We start from the raw sequence: 20,364 nt of genomic DNA on the forward strand, positions 1-20,364 counted from the left end.
GAGTCGCACTACCCTTAAACGAAATCCAATGGACTAGATAAGCGTTATTGTCTCTAGATTCATGCGCCATTTTCAAAACGCTAAGCTCAGTCTTCGTCAGGCCCTGGTGGTGTCGTTTGTTGTGCAACTTATGGCAGCAGTCGGATTGACAAGCTGGTTAGCATTTCGTAATGCTCAGACGTCAGTGGATGATCTGGTCAAGCAGATCAGTGATGAGGTGACTACAGGGGTGGAAACCCATGTCAAAACCTTTGCTGATACTCCTCACCAGTTTTTACAACTCAATGTGGCGGCAATTGAGGCGGGGTATTTTGATTTGACCGACTACGATGCTATGGCCCGCTACTTTTGGGAGCAGATCCAAATCTCTGAAGCCGTTCCCTATGTTTATTTTGGTAATCCTGATGGAGAGTTTGTCGGTATATGGCGTGAGAATCAGGTTCTCACCACCTTAAGAATCAAAGATCAGCGCACAGTCCCTAACCGAGAGATTTATCAGTTAGATCAGCAGGGCGATCGCAAAACGTTACTCAATCAGGATGGGTTTGATCCAAGAACACGCCCCTGGTATCAAGCAGCCGTGGCGGCTGGGCAATCTACATGGTCCCCAATTTACGTATTTGCGAATCCTCCCCGTTTGGGGATTACCCATGCTGTACCCGTAGTGGCGGACCAGCTGTTAGGGGTGCTGGCGGTGGATTTGACACTATCTAACATCAGCGACTTTTTACGACAGCTGAATGTCAGTGACAATGGCCAGGTCTTTATTGTTGAACGTTCAGGGAATATTGTTGCCAGTTCGGTACCAGAACCTCCGTTTCTAAAGGTAAATCGACAAGAGGAACGACTGGCGGCAATAAAGAGCCGCCATCCCTTAATTCATGCCGCTACCGAAGATTTATTGCAGCAGTTTGACAGTTTTGAACACATTACAACCAGTCAGCGATTTACGTTTAAGCTAGATGGCCAGCGGCAATTTTTACAGGTCACTCCAATTCAAGATGGCCGTGGGCTGGACTGGCTGATGGTGGTGGTGATTCCCAGGGCAGACTTTACGGCCCAGATTGATACAAATACTCGTAATACGTTGGTTTTGTGTGCGATCGCACTGGCCGTCGCTATCCTCTCTGGCATTGCCACTGCCCGATGGATTACGGCCCCAGTAATGGCCATGGCCCAAGCCTCAGAAAAACTAGCTCAAGGAGATTTAGAGCAGCAAATAGTCCCCAGCCCCATTGCCGATATTGATACCCTGGCCGGAGCCTTTAATAAAATGGCCAGTCAGCTCAAGGATTCTTTTGAGGCACTGCAGCAGAGTGAAACCACTAATCGTGCCATTGTTGAAGCCATTCCTGATCTGCTTATCCATGCAAAGAGAGATGGCACCTATTTAGAAATTGTTAGTTACAATCGCTTGCAACGGGTTTATGGTGTAACCAAATTTTTGCCTGGTAACACGGTGGATGAATCATTACCATCTGATTTGGCTAAAAAAAGAATGCATCATATTCAGCAGGCATTACAAACAGGAGAACTGCAAGTCTACGAACACCGCATGATTTTGGATGGTCAGATCCAGGATGAAGAGGTGCGTATCTCAGGGTTAGGAGATGATGAGGTGCTGATCATGGTGCGTGATATCAGTGCTCGCAAACAGGCCGAAGAAGCGTTGGCCCAGGCAAACCAGGTATTGGAACAAAAGGTAGCCAAACGTACTGAATCCCTTGCCCAAAGCCAGCAAACATTAGCAAAAAGTAACCAAGAACTGAGGGCAACGTTGCAAACTCTTAGAGCCACTCAAGTAGAACTTCAACAGGCTAAGGAAAAAGCAGAAAGTGCAAACCGAGCCAAATCAGAATTTTTGGCCAATATGAGTCATGAACTCCGCACCCCTCTCAATAGCATTATTGGCTTCACCCAAATTCTTGGCAAAGACACATCCTTTAAGCCTGAGCAGCAGCAGCGTCTAACTATTATCAACCGCAGCGGTGAGCATTTACTGTCCTTGATCAACAATATTTTGGAAATGTCCAAAATTGAGGCAGGGCAAATTGTGCTCAATGCTAAATATTGTGATTTGCATGAAACTCTCAGAGACATTCAAGGGATGTTTTGTCTCAAAGTGCAAGAAAAAGGGTTGCAGTTTCGCATAGAACCTGATGCTAGTCTACCCCAGCATATCTATGTTGATGAAGGGAAGCTACGGCAAATCTTGATTAACTTAGTCGGCAATGCGGTGAAATTTACTGAAAAAGGAACCGTGACCTTAAAGGCTAGTGTGGATAGTGCTCAACAGCCTACTTTGCACTTAGATATAGAAGACTCGGGGCCTGGTATTCCTAAGGAGGATTTAGAACAGTTATTCGTTCCCTTTGAACAAACTACTGCAGGACATAAGATTAAGCAGGGCAGTGGCTTAGGGCTATCGATTACAGATAAATTTGTCAATCTCATGGGAGGAAAGATAACGGCCAGCAGTACCGTTGGTTTAGGCACCTGTTTTCAGGTGTCTTTGCCAATTGAGATTGCTGACAGTGAGTCTTTCCCGGTGCAACGTTACACCGAGAAGGTGGTCGGTTTAGTGCCAGATCAACCTGACTATCGCATGTTGATTGTGGATGATGAACCGGATAATTGTTTGGTCATGTTAGATTTGCTCAGACCGGTTGGCCTTTCGGTCCGAAAGGCAAGTAATGGGCAAGAGGCGATAGAAACCTGGAAAGAGTGGCAGCCCCACTTGATCTGGATGGATTTGAGAATGCCTGAGATGGATGGCTATGAAGCGACTCGTTGGATTCGAGAAGAGGCAGAAAAAGCAGAGGCAGAGGAAGTCGAGAGAGATAATTCAAAACTCAAAACTCAAAACTCAAAATCTCCGATAATTATTGCCCTGACAGCCAGCGTATTCGAAGGCAAGCAGGAATTAATGCGTCAGGCTGGGTTTGATGACTTTGTGCTCAAGCCGTTTCAAGAAGAGAGTATTTGGAAAAAGATTAGTGAACATTTGGGAGCTGAGTTTGTCTATGACTCGGTCAGTGTTCCCCCTAATTTGACTAACGCTACAACGCCTGAACCTGTTACCACTGATGAGCTAGCAGCAGCGCTAAAAGCTATGCCTACTGAGTGGGTGAGCGAGCTAAAACAGGCAGCTAGCTCCCTTAAGGGTAAACGGGTAAAACAGCTACTTAGTGAGATATCAGTGACGTCCAATGGTGCTTTAAATAAAAGGGGAAATGCTATTGTTGCTCGCTTCAATGCCTTAGTTGAGAATTATCAGTTTGATGAGATTATTAGCTTACTAGAGACTTAGGGCTGTTAAGAAACAAGTTCAGGATTTGGATGCAGCAACTTATACTCTTACCGCGCGGCAGTAAATTTTTTCTCTTTAGTTATGCTGGCAGATTTTTGCTCCTGCTCCTGAAGTTTTTGATACCCATTGATTAGATGTGAGCTATTCACCCCATTCAACTAATTTCGAGCACTTATTTTCATGACACCTGAATAAACCTGAACCTTCTCCTAAATAAACCTGAACAAAACGGAATTTTTTTCGCCGATTTTTTTTGCCATAGTTAGATCATCACAACAAAACCTACACACAATATCCTAGGAGCCAAACACCATGATTAGTAAGACTATGACTAATAAGACTATCTCCTTTCAAAAGCAGACTCCTGCCTGGGCTGGAGATACTTGGCTATCTCATTTTGTTAATCGGTTAATCGGTACCAAGCCATTATATGCCTTAATGAAACAGCAAGCCCGACAAGTATTGATTAAAAAGGCAGAGAGAAAAGGAATTCCATGGCGTGAGACAGTTCAGACATTGGTAACCTCTGATGTAAAAAAATGGTTACCTCAGTTGAACAATCCTACTGTTACCTATCCTGACTATTATCAGGCCCCTTTTCACGCTTATGCCAAAGGAAACTTATGTTGGATTGCAGCGTTTGAAACGGAACCAGCTACCTACGCCATGCCATTACGAATTTGGCCAGCTTTGAGTTGGGAGGCAGCCCAGGCAAAGCTACGCACTAATATTCATCAAGTTCTCGATCAATATGGCCCAAATGATGTCAAAAATCTCCTTGATGTGGGTTGTTCGATCGGCATTTCCACTCAATATCTCCATCAGCACTACACCCAACGCCAAAACCACGCAGTTCGCACTGTCGGTTTAGATCTCTCCCCTTATATGTTGTCTGTAGCAAAATATCGCGATACCAACAATGAAATTGCCGAATGGCGTCATGCTCAGGCAGAGGAAACAGGCTTACCTAATGCCTCTTTTGATTTAGTATCGCTACAGTACGTTATCCACGAACTGCCTCGCAAGGCAACCCAGAAAATTTGCCAGGAAGCCTTTCGTCTATTGCGTAAGGGAGGCAGCATAGCCCTGGTGGACATCGATCCTAAGTCTCCCCATATTCAGAATTTGAATCCCATTTTGTCAACCCTTATGAAGAGTACCGAACCCTGGAGTGACGACTACTATACCTTTGATATAGAAACTGCTTTGAAGCAGATCGGGTTTAATGCTGTAATCACTAAGGCTTGTAATCCTCGCCATAGAATCATCATTGCTACAAAATAAAAGGGCTATCAAATAAGATTTCAAGTAGCTTAGCAAGCAAAATCAATTAAATTCCACACACCTCACTGGGCCATAGCATCAGAGAACCTCTGAATCCTTTAGTCAATACCCAATCAGTCCACTCCACAGTGATCGCAGACACAAACCAAGGAAACTTGATGGTTGTGCAAGCAGACAGTGGGCTTATCCTGCAAGGGGTTAGTGTGCCACTGCCCGGCGTACAGTGGATTCACAGACAAACTATTGCATAACGTCCTATCTCGAACCTTATATCGTCTAAGAGTTAGGTAAGTAGACAGAACCCTGTATTACTTTCCTAATTTTAGGCACCCTCTATATCTAACCCGAAGCCCTCCGTGAACCTTAGTGTCCGTGGAGGGCTTCTTATTTGAAGCGAGGCTGTAGTATCGCGTAGGCAGAAAAGGGATGGCTCGAAAGTGAGCGATCGCACATCCACCTGTAACAACGATCACAAAAAGTCCATCGGAATTGATAGGCAGCCTGCTGTTTCCCTACTCAGAACAGACAAAACAACGTTCATCCACCCCCTCGGAGTTCCAACACCCACCGACACACTCACACACCTATCAGGACTTTATCTATGAAACTCACTCATCTTGGTGCATCCTACACTCCCTCTGCCCAGACTATTGAAACCATCGAAACCAATACTGAGCTGTTCTTTATGGGTCGCACCTTCAAAATGAGAGCCCCCAAGGCCATGCCTGCTCAGTCTGCTGCTCGTAGCCTCACCTATCGCGGCATTCGCTACAGCGCCTAAGACCAAATTCCCACGTTCGATACAGCACAGTGAACGGCCTCTGACAGCAGTGTCAGGGGCTTTTTTATTGGCTCTTGAGTAACTGTGATGCCCGTCACCACAGTTACTCAGCCAATCTCAGAAACGCCTTAACCAACCTTCAGGTATCGGTCAGATAGCGTTCAGCTAGCCCCGGCATTCTTGTAATCAATGAAGTTCATTCACTGATTCCCAAGGAGCTTTAACCATGAAACGCACACTTCTTTCCGCTTTAACTGTTCTCGTTGCGACAGCTGCCATTACACCCGTTGCCTCCGCCATTGAGCCCGCTAACTTCAATATCCAAGAAGCCCGCCTCGAAGCACTCGACCGTCGCACTAAGAATTCCGTCCACAAGCTACGCCTTGAGCATCTCAACAACCAGACTAAGGCCATCGAAGATATCCAAGCCGCTCGTCTGGATGCGCTTGATGCCCGCACCAAGGCTATCGATAACATTCAAGAAGCCCGGCTAGATGCTCTGGATGCTCGTACTAAAGCTGTTGAAAATATCCAAGCTGAACGTCTAAATGTTCTGGATGCTCGCACTAAGAACAGCGTTCACAAGCTACGTCTTGAGCACCTCAACAACCAAACCAAAGCGGTTGAGAATATTCAAGCCGCTCGTTTGGAAGCGTTGGATGCTCGGACAAAAGCTATCGACAACATCCAGGAAGCTCGCTTAGATGCCCTGGATGCGCGGACTAAGTCCGTCGTCCGCTAACAGATTGCTGAGCTGTTGCGGTACTAAGCTCTAACAGGCTTGGGTGCCCGGTGCAGACTCCGTTAATCTGTGAAGCTTCATTATTTTCAGGGCACCTTTTTTCTCATCAGACTCTCCTACATACATACTCCAAGCCTCTGCCAACAGGGTAGGGGCTTTTTTGTGGGAATGGAAAGCATTACTCAATGGTCACCAGGGGTAACTCATCCCAATGGGTGGTGTAACACTGGGAGAAATACTCTGACCGCATGCCCCATGTCGGAGCCAGCCCCATTGCACCATATTTCACCGCGTCCGGAGATAGCTTGCTATTAATCTGGTCCAGCGTTGCCATTAGTCGGGCTCGCTTTTCATTATGGACTGGTCCACCCAGCAGGCTACCTTGGACTTCATCGGCCTGCACAATCACCTTTGCCTTGAGATAGTCATAGCCGGGCTCGTAGGCCATTTCTGCCAGCTGCATAGCAACCTGAATTAATCGGCCCGTGTCGTTAGTGGGTGGGTCTAGCTGCACCGTTCGCGCGGCTGAATATTGGTTCTCCTTTCGGTAATAGCTGGTGCGCATGATGACGGTAAAGTAACCGGCTAGCAGATTATCCTGGCGAAGTTTTTCGGCACAGCGGGTGGTGTATGTGGCGAACTGACAAGTCAGCGCTTCGCTATCGCTTCTTTCAAATCAGACAGTTCAGTGACCAAGTGGCCAAAGGATCGTGACACAATGCGCATTTTTTTGGGCGGAGCCACGGGTTCCATGGCAAAGCAGGGGGTGCCCCGCAGTTCCAGCACTGTCCGCAGGCCAAAAATGCCAAATCGTTTTTTGATCCAGCCATCTCGTGCCTGCTTTAACTGGAGTGCGGTTTTAATGCCTGCCTGAAGCAGCTTCGCTTTGTTGCGACGGCCAATGCCCCAGACTTCGCCCACATCGATAGTTGCTAGCAAGCCGTCTACATCGTCTATGGTTTCGAGGTTAAGTACGCCGTTGGCGGTTTGCGATCGCTTCGCTACATGGGCCGCGATCTTGGCCAGGGTTTTGGTGGGGGCGATGCCGACAGATACTGGAATATTGGTCCACTGCTTGACGGTGCGGCGAATGGTGTGGCCATAGTCGGTTAAATCCAGGTGGGTAAAGCCACCCAGGCCGAGAAAGGCTTCGTCAATGGAGTATTGTTCTACTTCAGGGCTAAATTATTGTAGGGTCTCGATCACCCAGCGAGACATGTCTTTGTAGAGAACCGGGTTAGATGAGAAAACGTGCAGGCATTTTTGTTGTACCAGGTGGCGAATGGAGTACAATGTTGCCTGCATGGGAACCAGTTTTTTGGCTTCGGCAGAACGGGCAACAACACAGCCATCATTGTTGGATAATACCGCTACTGGCTTACCTTCCAGGTCTGGCCGAAAGACTCTTTCACAGGAAACGAAAAAGGCGTTGCAATCTACAAGGGCTAACATTTTGTTACCCTCATGAGAACTGACGGATTAGGGATGTGACGACACCCCAGAGGTCTATGGGACGTGATTCGTCAGTGCTTAAACGGGTGACCATCAGTTCGCCGTCTTGGACAGCGACGACTAGGGTGCCGGGTTGACCGGTAAGGGAGCGATAGCGTAAGCGCTGACTTGTCAGTTCGACGATGAGTAAATCGCCGGATTGGACATCGTCATGGGTGGCCATATTGTCGGCCACTCGCATTAGAAATGTGGCGGCTGAGCGTTTGATCAGGTACTGGTTGAGGTCAAGGCGCTGCTCGATGGCATCACCTGGGATAGGAAATCCCATGGGAACGATGGATGACGATAGTTCATTTGTATCAAATGCAGTGGCTTTCTGCCAAGGGTAGAGAGGGGAGAAAGGGAGATCGGCATATTGCGGCCCCTCTGCCCCCCTGCTCCCCTGCTCCTAATCTACTCGTACTCGACGGGTCAAAATAGCCATCACCTCATTGGGTCGACCGGTTGCCAGAGGACGGCTCCAGTCGTTGGGTTCGGCATAGTTGAGTTTGAATAGGGTAGCAATGGTATTTTGCACAGCGTTTAAAGGGCCAAGCAGCATCAGTCGTACATCCTCGTACTGATGCTCGGGTAGGCCATCGGCAGGCGGATCGGTTGGCGCACCTGCACCCTGGGTTGGGTCGATAAACATGGGCTCTGATCTCCATATAGATAACGGGTAGGAAACCAGAGCGCATAAAGTAGCCACCCCGTGTGTATATGCAATCCGGGGTGGCAACAGGTACCATAAACCTGCGCTCCCAGGTTGTCGCCGCAACGTGGGGGTGAAGCCGCCGGTTTGGTGTTACCAGCACCAGCCGGTGGCGCTAAATTATGTGCTCTGTAGTGGGGTCGGTGAGGACCTTAGGCATAGGGTATACATTGAGGATCTGCCTAGTCAAGGGGGTAGGGAAATTGGTATTTTGGGCGTTCTGAAATGGTTAGGGCAGATTTCTGATCGATTTTATAGGGTTTGAGTTACTTTGCTTGACGATTCGTGGGGGTCAGGCGATCGCTGAAACCCTTATTTTTTGGTTGAACCCCACGAATGCATTGGCACATAAGAGCTTTAGACGTTTTCCACAGGTGGTAATTGCAAATGATTCTTAAGTATTTGGGAATGAGCTTGCCCCCTACGAAAAGTGGGGTCTATAATGCTCTCAGAGTAAGGGTTCTAGGACCCGGCCCTCATGACTTCTCTCGAAGTCGAACTAATGGAAGCTTTACAGTTTAAAATCCACCAGTTCGGGGAGTGATTTTCCTCATGACTTCTCTCGAAGTCGAACTAATGGAAACTTAACTCGGGTTACGCGCACATGGCGTAAACCAAGCTCATGACTTCTCTCGAAGTCGAACTAATGGAAACGCAAGCTTTGTGAGATTTCAGTTACTGCAGAGTTATGCTCATGACTTCTCTCGAAGTCGAACTAATGGAAACCGGCGTCTTGCTCCGTTGGCTTTATGTTTGTTACAAGACGGTGAAGTAGAATCCGGCACACTTACCTACCAGGAGTTAGATCAACAAGCTCAAAATATTGCAGCCTATCTGGGGCAGCGGGTGAATGTGGGGGATCGTGCTCTGTTACTTTACCCATCTGGGTTAGAGTTTATTGCCGCGTTTATGGGCTGTCTATATGCAGGTGTGGTGGCAGTCCCAGCCTATCCCCCCCGACGTAACCAAGACCTGCCATAAAAGCGGTACCGCTCGTCCACAACAGACCACCGACAGGTGAATCATACAATAGCGATTCCACAGCACTGTCGTATCCAACGCCAGATACAGTTAATGAGACTGCCAGTGAGTGAGTGCTAACAAAACCAGAGGTAGATACAATCCCTTGATATCGATGACTCGATTCATGAAAAAGCGAGACCATCGACGTTCAAAGCTTTGAGCCTGAGTTGTCCGACTGGGGACATACGGCTCCCAAGCGGCGGGGTTAAGTTGGCCACTACAGATGAGCGCACTGACCATCCAAGCCAACGTTTTCAAATGCCGAAAGTCTTTATAACAGCTGTGTTGACGTAAGAAGGTGAACAATTGATCATACAGTTGGGTCGAGGGTGACATGCATCTCAAGCTTAATGCCCGATATGAAAAGAGTATTTTTAGTAAATCATACAGTTGGGTCGAGGGTGACATGCATCTCAAGCTGATGGTTTGGTATTTTCAGCTTTGCATGCGCTTTGCCCATTTTCTGGCTGACCCTTATGTATGCTAGGTTATAGGCATTTATGTCAGGCAGGCAGGCGTGTGGGTTTAATTTACGAAAGTTAGTCCGTTTCTTTCTCAAGAATCCAAAAAATTAGTTTCCAGTCGGAGCCTGCTTTGAGGTTTTTCAGGGACGACTATCTAAAGGTCGAGGTGATTGACTTTTGTTGTGGATAAACGGATACCATGCCTGAGGCTGTTAGGTATGTTTGGCTTTCCTGAGTTAATAAGAGCTTTGCCAGACTTTTTCCGATTGCTGATCGGGTGTTGTCTAGAGGATAAACAATGGCCAGGGGATAGGCCAAGGGATAGGTGCGTTCTCGAATGACATGTTCATGGGGAAAATAACTGCCTTTGCGATCGCACAAATCACTTTCCGGCGTGACAACTACCCCTGTATCAAATATCAGTGGTGCTGTAGCCTGACGGTTTTTCTCAAAAGCAAGAGGATATATGGCACACTGACCAAAGACCTGGCTTAGGGGAGCGATCGCGATACTGCCGGTGTCATTGCTTTCGAAATCCTGCAAAATGCGACGGAACATTGGCAGCATTGGCAGAGTTTCGGCGGCAGACTGGCTTTTGTTAATTAATGCGTTAGCCTCTGGTCCATTTTCTCTATCAGCAACAAACAGCTGCTGAAAAATCTCTTGATTGGTCTTATCGTCGGGCCAATAACGTTTGACAGCTAAGTTTACAGGACTTAGCTTGTCCCAATTATTGATTTCGTTGGTATATAATTTCTCTAGCTCGGCTATGGTCATCTTGCCTCGCAGGGCTGTTGGTAAGCTGTCATCTCTTTTAGAGTAGCTAAATGCCACAATGGGTACCAGGCTATCGTAGGCGATGATGGTAGCCGTTACATCAATAGGTAATTTTGCGAGCATGGGTACGATAGCAAAGTCAGCTTGATCCGTTCGAACTGCTGTAATTGCATCATCTATCGATGTATTTGCAAGATTGGTCTCATCGTCATTTTTGGGATGATATCTCTTAAAAGAGAGCTTAGATTGTTGTGGGGTGATTTGGTCTAACAGCCCTGGTGTGTTGTCAATAATGGTGGTGCGATCCTGACTATTTGGTGCGGGTTGAAACAGTGGTTGCCAATAGGCCGAATCTGGGATGGCATAGGTATACTCACCTGAGGGAATACCATCCACATCTTTGAGGCAACAGGGAGAGGGGACACGTTGTGCAACCTGTGCGCGTTGCGATCGCCATAAGAACCACCAAACTAGACCACCTAGGGCAGCTAATGCTAGAAAGCTGAGCAAGGGCCAGGGCATAACTCGCCGGTACCATGGCTTTTGAGTAGGCAATATTTCTGCTGCTCGTTTCTCAATCTGATTAATGGCTGGCTTGGGTGGGAGTTTGAGTAATTCATTACGGGCTATCTCAGCACTCTCAAAAGTGGACTCAATGCCAATTAACTGACAAATAAACTGTTTTAACTCTTTATCGACAGACTTAGGCCAGTGGCGATTAAGTCGAGGATTAAGGGGATAACCATGATCATCTACGGTAGTGCCATGTAGTATCCAAAATGCTACTTTCCCAAGGGATTGTAAATCATCTTGAATACTCAGTTCATCCTGGGCACCTAAATCACCCCGTTCGAGGCTGGCCGGGTCAAACAGATTGGTCCAGATATGAAAGTCGGTAAGATAGACAAATCCCTGGGGAGGACTGTCATTTGTATTGGCAGCCCATAGCAAACTATTGAGATTTAGATTACCGTGAATGACGCCCTGTTGAGCCTGACCAGTAGGTACGGCGAATCGTTGTTGGTGTAAAAAGATAAGGGTTTGGAGAGCCTGGTTCAGCAGGTCTCGTACCATGGAATCGTTAAAGGGACCATGGCGAGCGCAGTACTCATTTAGGGTGGCGGTACGATTGAAGCCAAGGGTGATTAAGTAGCATCGATCTCCAGATTGATCGACAATGGTATCAAAAGGGTCAACAATTCTAATATCTTGGGAGCGCCCATCGGCCAGGGTAATGCCAGCAAGGCCAAGGAACTGTTCTTGGTAGTTTCGTTGTTCTTCCTGATTAAAATATCGTGAGGGTAGAAGAAATTCTTGAATAATAATGGGATCTTCGGTGTCTAGGTTAATGCCCTCGTAAAGGCGGCTAATGCCTCGGCGACCCAGAGGTTTAATAATTTCATATTCACCTCGTTTGCCGATAAGGTGTTGTTTTGGAGCGAGCCATGCAGGAAAGTAACATTGAGTACAGATGAGGCTAGTGGGTTCGCCAGGCTGGCTAATATGTTCTTGACAGGTGAGGGGATCGCCTTGGGTACAGCGGTATTGACGATAGTAGGGTGGCAGGGGTTGAATGGTATCTTGTATCTCTACGTTCTCGGGGAGAGGTTCTTCTGGTAAAACCTCTGGTTTAATCTGCTCTAGAGCGGTCTGGAGCCAACTCACCGTCATCAGGGATTGATACTGTGATATGCGCTGAGATAACGGCAACCTGCGTAAGTAGCGTCGGAGAATGGTGGTTGCTACAGGATTTAGGATCATTTAGCCATCCTCAGTAAATAACAGATATTGTTCCAGATGATAATGGGTCCCTAAGAACCACTTATTATAGAATCGATCTCCTTTTAAGAAATATCTATACCCAATCCAATACTTCCGTATCTGTTAATGGTTTATCTAACTTTGCATACTTATCATGGGTGGCCTGCAAAATAAGGGATCAACAATTCGAGTTATTTAGCCATCCTCAGATATGGGTAGGGTGTGTTAGCGATACTTCGCGTAACGCACCAATTTGGTTTGGGGCTTTGGTTGTAGAGATTGATTGTGGAGTGAGGAGAGGATCGTCGGGAGCGAAATGGGTTGAAGCGGTGCAATGTATTGCACCCTACCGGGCTACTACAAAATGCGACGTAACAATTGAGCTAAAAAGCGTTTTAATGATTTTTTAGGTTTTGTTATGAGCTTTCAGGAATCGTGCCTGTCCAATTTCACCCTACAGTCCTTTTCGTTTGGTTCGGGACGGATTCCACCGAGATCAGCCGAAGTGAATCTCGACGCTTCCCTTCTTCAGGAGTACTAGCTCCGTGATCGTCTTGATCCCAATGAGGTGACCCCGGTCGTTGACAAGGAACACACCCGCCTTGACATTGGGGGTCGCCAACAGCACGAAGAAGATCGGATCCTTGGGGGTGAACTTGAGGTCGCCGTTGCCTCGATCCTTGCGTACCTGCCGGATGATTGGCTGGAGGGTCTTGTTGACTACGTGATCGCGGATCAGTGTCTTTACCTGTGGCTTCTGTTTTGCAACTTTCGCTGCCTCCAGCAACTGGTGGTAGATGACTTCGTTGTTGGTCAGGGGCTCCTTTTCTTCTGACTGGGCTCGATAGTTTGATGAGGCGACAATCGTTCCAGACGGGAAGTAGAAATAGTTCTGGTAGTGGCCAGTGTCCTTAAGCAGTCGATTGAAGTACGTGTCTTTGAAGCCAGTCTTGACGACAACCTTGATGCCCCACTCTTTGGTTACGGGGTCTATAGCGTTATCTGGCTCCATCTTATCGGATTTGTACTGCTGCCATTCTTTCCTTGGCTTAGACAATTTATTTTTGTGACCCATGCTCGCGTAGAGCGCCTTGCCTTGGTTTACCATCTTGGTATAGCTTTCTTTCGTGGTTTCTGGTCTGGGATTGACGCCACCCTGGACGTTCCGCTTAGCGTCGCGCGCCAAGGCGGAGTCAGTCAACCCTAGCCAGCCTTCCTGGAGCCATTGTAGGTATGGTTTCTTCTCGCTTTTAGTTAAGTTGTCTTGGTAGAAGAGCAAATCCTTGCCCTCGACACAGAACCACGTCTTATTGTCGATCGGCTTGTCCCATTTCATGAGCTTACCTTCAGTATCTTTGCCTTCATAGGGGACCCACTTGCGCTGGATAGGCCCTCGCCTGGCGGACATTGATGCTCCTAACGCTTCTGTCGGTTTTCGTTGCACAGGTTCTGCCGACGTAGCATTAGAAAACGACCCAGGTGGGTCAGGAATAGCCTCGCGCTTGGCCATAAACTGATTCGAATCTCCTGTGCTGATTTCCGCTTGCCCGTTGTTCCCTTTGAATTGCGTCGCCAACTGGTCGGCGTGACGGAGATTGTTTTCAGCGGTTTCTTGCAGTTTCTTGAGATGAAGGGCAGCGGAGCGATTATCCACAAATCCAAAACATTGCTTCACGTCACTTTTCTTCTGAGCAACAGAATTGGCAACCGCCTGACTCTTATTCCCTCTTTTTTTATCTACTTGTGCATACATATCTCAAACCTTGTTTGAATTTCTATTTAATGGTTGTTATAGGCTTCCCTCATTGCCTATAACATGGCCGGTAACCGTCACTATTCCGTTTATTTCTACTATGTCATTACTCAAAAGGTGCACATATACCGCTAAATCGGCGGTATATGTGCACCCCTCCTTCCCTCCATCACCTCCAGCATAAACTTCAAGCTCTCCCTCCCGTTGACATAAATTCTGTGTAAATTTCCAACGTCACTAAACGGTGACGCCCTGTTCTCAACATTTTCACCTATCCATTTTACTTATCGCCTTTCCCTTGCCCATTTGAACTCAACGCCTCCAACGTCTCCTTCGCCAACTCATCCTCCGGATTCAACGCCAACGCCATTTGCAAATCCATCATCGCATCCTCATTCTCACCCAGATGAAACCGTGCCACCCCCCGCCCCGTCAACGCATCAGCATATTTCTCATCCCTATCCAGAACTTCATCGTAGCTCTCAATCGCCCCACGATAGTCCTTCAATGCCGACTGGGCTGCTCCCCTGTTATACCAAGCCTGCACCGAATCATTATTTAGGTTGAGAGCCTCTTCTGCCGAGACTATAGCCTCCTCGTAATCCCCCAACTCCCACAAAACCAAACTGCGATTTGTCCAGGCCCAATCATTCCAAGGGTTTAACCCCAACCCCCGGTTATAGGCTTCCAATGCTTGGAGATATTGTTCTTGTGCCCGAAAAATTAACCCACGGGTAAACCAACCATGGTCATAGGTCGCATCAATGGCCAAAGCCTGCTGATTTGCTTCTAAAGCCCGACCATAATCCTTTAAATACCAATAAACAATACTCCGTTGGTTATAAGCCTCCACATATCTCGGATCTATTCCCACCGCCCGATTAATCGAGGCCAGGGCTTCGTCATATTTACCGGTACCCGTTAAGGCAATGCTGCGCTCATGCCATGCATTAGCAGGGCTATTCTCTCCCCAGTCACTATCCCCTGCCAATGCTGCTTCGCAAGCGGTTAAAGACTGTTCATATAGTTTCCCTTGTTCTTTCACCTCGGCGTCCACCGCTAACCGATTTAAAGCCATACATTGGCCCAACAACGCGTCTGCAAAATCTGCCTTGATACCTACGGCCTGCACAAAGGAAACTAACGACTCTTCAGTCTGCTTGAGCTGTGCTAATACCTGTCCCTGGGCCACCCAGGTTACGGCACTCATGGGATCCAGATTGAGGGCCTGGTCATAGGCAGCAATTGCCTCATTATATAGTTCCAACTGGGTATGGGTTTTTCCAATGGTTGTCCACACCATAGCCGGACTAGCTTCGCCCCAGTCTTGATTGACGCCCAATGCTGCATTGCATGACCCTAGTGCTAGAGAGGCCTGTTGCAATGCAAAATGGGCGTCACATTTACGGGCCAAAGCAAAGGAATACTCGGGTTCTAACAATAGCGTGCGTTCATAAGCCACCAATGCGCGCCCATACTCTTCTTCTTGGGCCAGAATGACACCGCGATATAACCAGGCAAGGGCCGGATTCTCATTACCCCAGTTACCATTGATCCGCAGGGCCTGATTACAATGATCTAAAGCAGTTTCGGTTTGTTTGAGGGCGCTATAGGCAACACACTGATAGGTAATGGCTAGCGAATATTCTGGGTCGAAGAGTAAGGCCCGATTGGCCGATGAAATCGATTCTGGATATTTTTGAGTATTGAGTAATATACTACTATGTAGCACCCAGATGTTGGCATCTTCAGGTTCGAGGGCAATCGCCTGTTCACAGGCCATCAGCGCTTTAGCATATTCTTCTTTTTCTTCTTCTTCTTCAGCCTTATCCTCTGCCGCACTAATGTGGAGTTGACAAAGATCCTGCCAGTATTCAAAATCTTCAATCGCTTCTCCCAATGGTGATTCCTGCGCCCAAGCAACAGATAAGCATAGACAGCTTACTGCCACTGACATTGCACAGCAAGTGGCACTACGAAGCGTAGCCAAGCCTGTTACAAACCTGAGTTGCAGTAAATTGGACATTGGGTAAAAGTCTATAGTTTGAACATATTGTAAAATGCCTGGGCTATGCTGAGGGGCGTATTATTAACGATAATTATATCTTTCTCACTAAATAAAAGAGTTGACAAACCCTATGCCACCAATCGATTACTTCCCCCTCTTGGGATGGGCTCTGGGTGGGGTTACCGCTGGCTATATCGACTGCGTACCTGTTTCGCATGGCGCAATGCTACATCCAAAGAGTAACGTTTATCTCCTGTGCTCCGATACTGTAATTTCTCTGTCTCCAGCTGTTTTACCTGATCTGCCAAACTTTGTTCGCGACTCACCACCACCGTTGCCATATCGTCAAATACATCGGCCAGGATACTAAACTCATCCGGACGCTGCCTCACATCTGCCAGGGTTTGAGGATCAAACTGATGTTGTTTAATATCATCGGCAGCCTGGTTTAGCTTTTTAATGGGGCGAATAATATACATTGCGCCTACTAACGCCAGCAGTGAGGCAAGCACGGTAATAACAACTCCGATTAATAGTGCCTTTCGGACAATGCCATTGATGGCCCCCATATAATCCTGCTGAGGAATGGTGACTACAATCAGCCACTTAATGTTGATATCTTTATCTCCAAGGTAGTTGACACGAACTAGATGTTTTTTCCCATCAATATTAAATTCACAATTGTCATTTCTTAGGTTATTTATTTCTTCATTAGAAAGGCTGTTTGAATTACAATTTGGGTGTCGAAGACCGTTGTTGTTATCCAGAATATAGTCTGCTGTTTCTCTAACTAACTTATTTGTACTTTCTTTAGCACTAATGGTGTTATTTCTTCCCGACTGTTTTACAAATAGATCCTCGTCCTCAGGAGTGGCGATAAGTTCTCCTGTAGACTGCTGATCATCTACCATTTCTAAAATAAATGCCTGACCTGATTTGCCCACATTTAATTCTTTAAGAAAATTACTCAGGGAATTGAGCTTGATGTCAATTCCAAAAACACCTTCTAGATTCCCGGCTTGATTATCAATGGGAATTGACCGAGTCAAGACTAATTCGGAGGTTTTTTTATCGTTATAGACTTCTGCCCAGATGGCTTTTCGAGCTTTTTCAGCAGCTTTATACCAGGGGCGTTCCCGTCGATCGAAGCTGGTGGAGTTTGGCTGGCTGGTGGCATGCTTTCCGGCTTCATTGGCATAAAAAAGGTTGGCAATATTCTCACTCGTTTGTGTCGTTTGGAAGACTTCTCGAGTTTCCTCAAGATAGTTGGTGAGTGTAGCCATATCTTGAATGTTAAGGACCTCACTATTGACCTCAGCCACTAACATTTTTGATGCCACGATGGATACTTCAAGGTATCTGATGACTTCTGTCTGGATGTTATTTGCAACCTCTGTAGTGATTTGGTTGACGGTTTCTTCAACGGCACTTCGGCCACTTCTATAGGCGAACCAACCCGTTAGAGCAATGCCAATGATTACTGGAGCAACAACCAATAAAGGCAAAATCCATCGGATGGAAATAGCCGGTCCTTGGGAGGCGCGGGTTGGCGATTCCCCGTAGGATTCGAATGGAAATGGCTCTAACGTTGACATGATTTTTCTAAAGATGTTGATAAATTATGATGACCAATGCAGATCGTTAAACGTCAGTCGAGAATCACTCAAATTGGGGAGGTAGTTCCACAGGAGAAACGGTTCCTGGACGAGAGCGTACTGGTGGTCCGCTGCTCTGACCAGCCTCTCCTCCACCCTCTCTGGCACCATCGGCAGCCTGGTCGCCATCCCCAGTATTAACAATGATGGTGGGGTTTTCAGGTGTGGGATCATAGGTGGTAATGGTGAGCGATCGCGTTAGTGATTCTCCGGCTGAATTGGTTACCTGTAGTGAAAAGACATTTTTACCGGGGTCAGGACTTAAGGGCACAAATAAAGTTCCCTGGGTTTCCACATTGCCTGGGGCGGGCATCAACATCACTTGAGTTCCTGGATTATTTTCCACTTTCCACCCCAATACAATTTCCATGAGGCCCTCCCCTTCGTCAACAGGTAATAAATAGTCTGCTTTCTCGGCCAGGATAGGGTCTCCATTAAGGGTAAACTGAATCACCTGAGGTGGCCTTGCCTGTACTTGAATAGGATCTGTGGTGGCTAAAATCGGTTCTTCTGTGGAGGATGTTGTTTTGGGAATAGCACCCAACTCGATGGTGTGGGCTCCAGCTTGCTTCAGGCCTGTTGGTACGTTGCTACAAGCTAAAATACTGTTTTGGTTAATGTCGCAAAAATCTTCTAGTTCATCGGGGATGCCCTCTTGAAAATCAAATATTTGGGGAGGCAGTGCAACGGCTTTTTGGGCATCTCGCACAATTAGCTGCAGGCCCATAAGTTGCTCGGGATGGCTGATGTTCCAGTTTGCCCTGACAACATAGGGATCTTCTTCGAGCGATGGTAGTGGCTTGCGATCGCTACTGTCTGATTCGTTAGCTGATCTACTGGTCGCTTCATCAGTGTCTGCATTACTCGAAACAGCTGTGGCAGCGGTCTGATTATCCGAAGGCTGAACCGGGGGGGCTTCCACATAGTTCATTTGGGATGGCACCAACTCTAAGATGCTGGGTCGTGGGATGGGTGCGATCGCAACAAGAGGAGCTTGGGCCTGGGTGGGGATGGCATTGCGTCCAGGTTTAGGAATCACATTGAGAATAAATTGGTACTCTCCGGCCCGTCTAGCATCGGTGCGAACATTGCGACAGGTCAGAGACTGTCTCCGTTCGATGCAAAAAGATTCCAGTTCTGGCGGTAAGGTTTTACCACTCAGGTCATAGATTAGGGGACCACTCAACAGATCCCCCTCCGCCGACTGACCCATAATTTCTAGCTGTTGAATACGGCCAGGGTGGCTAATTTCAAAGCCCACAGACACTGTATCGCCATTACTGGCCTCATAGGCGCTACTTTCTGTGGCAAAGCGTAGTACCTTAGCCTGGGCAGGCGGATGAATAAACAACCACCAGGCCAGCCACATTAAGCCGATAAAGGAGCCAATTAATAACAGGATAAAGGGCAAAATCTGCCACCAGGGGCGAGCCTCCCACATCAGTAGCCCCTGCATTGGGTTCTCGACCAATGGCTTTTTGTCGAGGTCTGTGGCAATGACTTCAAATTGGATGACGCGACCGCCACCAAACAGAGGTTGTTTCCATGGATTTTTGGGTTGGACGATGACCTCACTCACCAGGGTTTGTTGGGGGGCGAGGGTCAGGGATTCTGGTCGGAGGGTATACTCGCAAAGATTTCCACCTTCTAACCCAATCACCTGAAAATCCAGGGTTCTCTCGGTGTTGCCCTGGTTTGTTGTCTGGATGCTGTACAGCCCTGATTGTTGTTGAATGCGGCTGACCAGGGTACGAAAATGGGTGGTTACTTCGTAAAATGGCTCAATCTGTAGATAGAGAACATCCAGTAGCTTAAGCTTAGGATTGTTTTCAGATTTTACCTGGAGTGTGACCAACATGGTTTGGGCCAGAGCCCTAACTGGAGGCGTGAGGGTGAGTAAAATCACCCCTTCCATGTCTGGGTTGAGATCTAACTGGGTTTCAACAACGGCTAAGCCCGGTGTGCGAAATCCTTGAGGATAATCAATGGTGACCCAGTCTTCGGGTAGGTCGGGGCAAAACAGTCGAAACCGATCGACCCGATCTGAACGATTGTAGACATATACTTGAAACTGGAGGGGGTTGCCGGGAAGCACCTTGATGGGTTTGAGGTGGGTAGTGACCGGTTCCACCGCAAAGGTGGGTGTGTTCTCCTGGGGGCTGTCCTGGGAGGGGGGCAGCACGTTTAAATGATGTTGATAACGGTGGGGCGCTTTCCCAGGATAATGTGCTGGTGCGTCCACCACTAGCCAATAGTGATAACTGCCTGTCAGGGCGTTGGGGGGGACATCAAAGTGAAAGGTGACGTCTTCTCGTTCCCCTGGGTCTAAGGCTAGCTGAGTTTGGGTAAGGGGACACCAGGGATGAATGGCGACGGGTAACTCATCTAGGAAAATGTCAATAACGGCACTTTTATCTCCTTGATTGCTAATGGTAACGTTGATGTCAAAACAATTCCCTGGGAGTACCTGGTCCTGTCCGGATGACGAGATTACCACACCAATTGGATCGGTGGTAGATTCCTGTTGAAGGGCGACTGTGGGCAATGCTGCCATTGGAACAGAATAGCGAGTCATGGCGGAGGGAAGGGGGAGTTAATATTAA

At 47.6% G+C, this 20,364-nt stretch carries 15 protein-coding genes and 2 pseudogenes; 6 read left to right on the forward strand and 11 right to left on the reverse strand.

Annotated features, from left to right (window positions below):
• Positions 1-61: 61 nt before the first annotated feature.
• From SPB21_RS34055 to SPB21_RS34070, 4 genes are all read left to right on the forward strand, one after another.
• A complete protein-coding gene (locus SPB21_RS34055) occupies positions 62-3,310 on the forward strand; it encodes an ATP-binding protein (RefSeq protein ID WP_499869488.1) in 3,249 nt (1,082 codons plus the stop codon).
• 312 nt (positions 3,311-3,622) lie between these two features.
• Positions 3,623-4,594 (forward strand): class I SAM-dependent methyltransferase, encoded by a 972-nt coding sequence (locus SPB21_RS34060; RefSeq protein WP_250565535.1) that lies wholly within the window; start codon positions 3,623-3,625, stop codon positions 4,592-4,594.
• A 601-nt stretch (positions 4,595-5,195) separates the two neighbouring features.
• Positions 5,196-5,375, forward strand: coding sequence for a DUF4278 domain-containing protein (locus tag SPB21_RS34065; protein WP_499869490.1), 180 nt, complete (start codon positions 5,196-5,198; stop codon positions 5,373-5,375).
• A gap of 226 nt (positions 5,376-5,601) precedes the next feature.
• Positions 5,602-6,117: a hypothetical protein gene (locus SPB21_RS34070; RefSeq protein ID WP_499869491.1), complete on the forward strand. Its 516-nt coding sequence runs from the start codon at positions 5,602-5,604 to the stop codon at positions 6,115-6,117.
• A gap of 178 nt (positions 6,118-6,295) precedes the next feature.
• Here SPB21_RS34070 and SPB21_RS34075 read toward each other — a convergent pair whose 3' ends face one another.
• Together SPB21_RS34075 and SPB21_RS34080 are read right to left on the reverse strand one after the other, a co-directional pair.
• Entirely contained in the window at positions 6,296-6,769 is a 474-nt protein-coding gene (locus SPB21_RS34075; RefSeq protein ID WP_250566144.1) for a DUF4113 domain-containing protein, read from the reverse strand.
• A complete protein-coding gene (locus SPB21_RS34080; RefSeq protein WP_250566266.1) occupies positions 6,766-7,056 on the reverse strand; it encodes a DNA polymerase Y subunit UmuC family protein in 291 nt (96 codons plus the stop codon). Before SPB21_RS34080 ends, SPB21_RS34075 begins: the two co-directional genes overlap by 4 nt.
• A 16-nt stretch (positions 7,057-7,072) precedes the next feature.
• Here SPB21_RS34080 and SPB21_RS34085 point away from each other — a divergent pair, with 16 nt between their 5' ends.
• A complete protein-coding gene (locus tag SPB21_RS34085; protein ID WP_250565497.1) occupies positions 7,073-7,222 on the forward strand; it encodes a hypothetical protein in 150 nt (49 codons plus the stop codon).
• Here SPB21_RS34085 and SPB21_RS34090 read toward each other — a convergent pair.
• The 3 genes and pseudogenes from SPB21_RS34090 to SPB21_RS34100 all read right to left on the reverse strand — a co-directional run.
• A pseudogene (locus SPB21_RS34090) lies at positions 7,186-7,569 on the reverse strand (Y-family DNA polymerase); the annotation flags it as partial. The gene SPB21_RS34085 and the pseudogene SPB21_RS34090 overlap by 37 nt on opposite strands.
• Before the next feature lie 10 nt (positions 7,570-7,579).
• The gene (locus SPB21_RS34095) at positions 7,580-7,897 is read right to left on the reverse strand and encodes a LexA family protein (protein ID WP_499869493.1); all 318 of its coding nucleotides are present in this window, start codon (positions 7,895-7,897) and stop codon (positions 7,580-7,582) included.
• 120 nt (positions 7,898-8,017) lie between these two features.
• Complete coding sequence (locus tag SPB21_RS34100) at positions 8,018-8,260, reverse strand: hypothetical protein (RefSeq protein ID WP_499058316.1); 243 nt, start codon at positions 8,258-8,260, stop codon at positions 8,018-8,020.
• An 804-nt stretch (positions 8,261-9,064) separates the two neighbouring features.
• On the opposite strand from SPB21_RS34100, the pseudogene SPB21_RS34105 reads away from it, so the two are divergent.
• Positions 9,065-9,295 (forward strand): annotated as a pseudogene (locus SPB21_RS34105) (AMP-binding protein); the annotation flags it as partial.
• Positions 9,296-9,391: 96 nt separating this feature from the next.
• On the opposite strand, the gene SPB21_RS34110 reads toward SPB21_RS34105, so the two are convergent.
• From SPB21_RS34110 to SPB21_RS34135, 6 genes are all read right to left on the reverse strand, one after another.
• Positions 9,392-9,679, reverse strand: a complete 288-nt coding sequence (locus SPB21_RS34110; protein ID WP_499058314.1) for a hypothetical protein — start codon at positions 9,677-9,679, stop codon at positions 9,392-9,394.
• A gap of 278 nt (positions 9,680-9,957) precedes the next feature.
• Positions 9,958-12,345 carry a hypothetical protein gene (locus SPB21_RS34115; protein WP_499869495.1) on the reverse strand — a complete coding sequence of 796 codons (2,388 nt, stop codon included), beginning with the start codon at positions 12,343-12,345 and terminating at the stop codon, positions 9,958-9,960.
• A gap of 496 nt (positions 12,346-12,841) precedes the next feature.
• Complete coding sequence (locus tag SPB21_RS34120; protein ID WP_163665505.1) at positions 12,842-14,098, reverse strand: hypothetical protein; 1,257 nt, start codon at positions 14,096-14,098, stop codon at positions 12,842-12,844.
• A 280-nt stretch (positions 14,099-14,378) separates the two neighbouring features.
• Complete coding sequence (locus SPB21_RS34125; protein WP_499869497.1) at positions 14,379-16,055, reverse strand: tetratricopeptide repeat protein; 1,677 nt, start codon at positions 16,053-16,055, stop codon at positions 14,379-14,381.
• Between the two features lie 230 nt (positions 16,056-16,285).
• Positions 16,286-17,701: a cache domain-containing protein gene (locus SPB21_RS34130; RefSeq protein ID WP_499869498.1), complete on the reverse strand. Its 1,416-nt coding sequence runs from the start codon at positions 17,699-17,701 to the stop codon at positions 16,286-16,288.
• Positions 17,702-17,765: 64 nt separating this feature from the next.
• On the reverse strand, positions 17,766-20,336 hold the full coding sequence (locus SPB21_RS34135; RefSeq protein WP_499869499.1) for a COG1470 family protein: 2,571 nt from the start codon (positions 20,334-20,336) through the stop codon (positions 17,766-17,768).
• Positions 20,337-20,364 lie beyond the last annotated feature (28 nt).

Origin of the sequence: Leptothoe sp. ISB3NOV94-8A (assembly GCF_043421595.1) — a bacterium.
Taxonomy (GTDB): domain Bacteria; phylum Cyanobacteriota; class Cyanobacteriia; order Phormidesmidales; family Phormidesmidaceae; genus Leptothoe; species Leptothoe turfae.

Coding starts and splice junctions, on each gene's coding strand:
- SPB21_RS34115 (WP_499869495.1), bottom strand. CDS start 12,345: ATGATCCTAAATCCTGTAGCAACCACCATTCTCCGACGCTACTTACGC.
- SPB21_RS34130 (WP_499869498.1), bottom strand. CDS start 17,701: ATGTCAACGTTAGAGCCATTTCCATTCGAATCCTACGGGGAATCGCCA.
- SPB21_RS34135 (WP_499869499.1), bottom strand. CDS start 20,336: ATGACTCGCTATTCTGTTCCAATGGCAGCATTGCCCACAGTCGCCCTT.
- SPB21_RS34085 (WP_250565497.1), top strand. CDS start 7,073: ATGGTTTCGAGGTTAAGTACGCCGTTGGCGGTTTGCGATCGCTTCGCT.
- SPB21_RS34100 (WP_499058316.1), bottom strand. CDS start 8,260: ATGTTTATCGACCCAACCCAGGGTGCAGGTGCGCCAACCGATCCGCCT.
- SPB21_RS34055 (WP_499869488.1), top strand. CDS start 62: ATGCGCCATTTTCAAAACGCTAAGCTCAGTCTTCGTCAGGCCCTGGTG.
- SPB21_RS34110 (WP_499058314.1), bottom strand. CDS start 9,679: ATGTCACCCTCGACCCAACTGTATGATCAATTGTTCACCTTCTTACGT.
- SPB21_RS34125 (WP_499869497.1), bottom strand. CDS start 16,055: ATGTCAGTGGCAGTAAGCTGTCTATGCTTATCTGTTGCTTGGGCGCAG.
- SPB21_RS34065 (WP_499869490.1), top strand. CDS start 5,196: ATGAAACTCACTCATCTTGGTGCATCCTACACTCCCTCTGCCCAGACT.
- SPB21_RS34070 (WP_499869491.1), top strand. CDS start 5,602: ATGAAACGCACACTTCTTTCCGCTTTAACTGTTCTCGTTGCGACAGCT.
- SPB21_RS34095 (WP_499869493.1), bottom strand. CDS start 7,897: ATGGGATTTCCTATCCCAGGTGATGCCATCGAGCAGCGCCTTGACCTC.
- SPB21_RS34060 (WP_250565535.1), top strand. CDS start 3,623: ATGATTAGTAAGACTATGACTAATAAGACTATCTCCTTTCAAAAGCAG.
- SPB21_RS34120 (WP_163665505.1), bottom strand. CDS start 14,098: ATGTATGCACAAGTAGATAAAAAAAGAGGGAATAAGAGTCAGGCGGTT.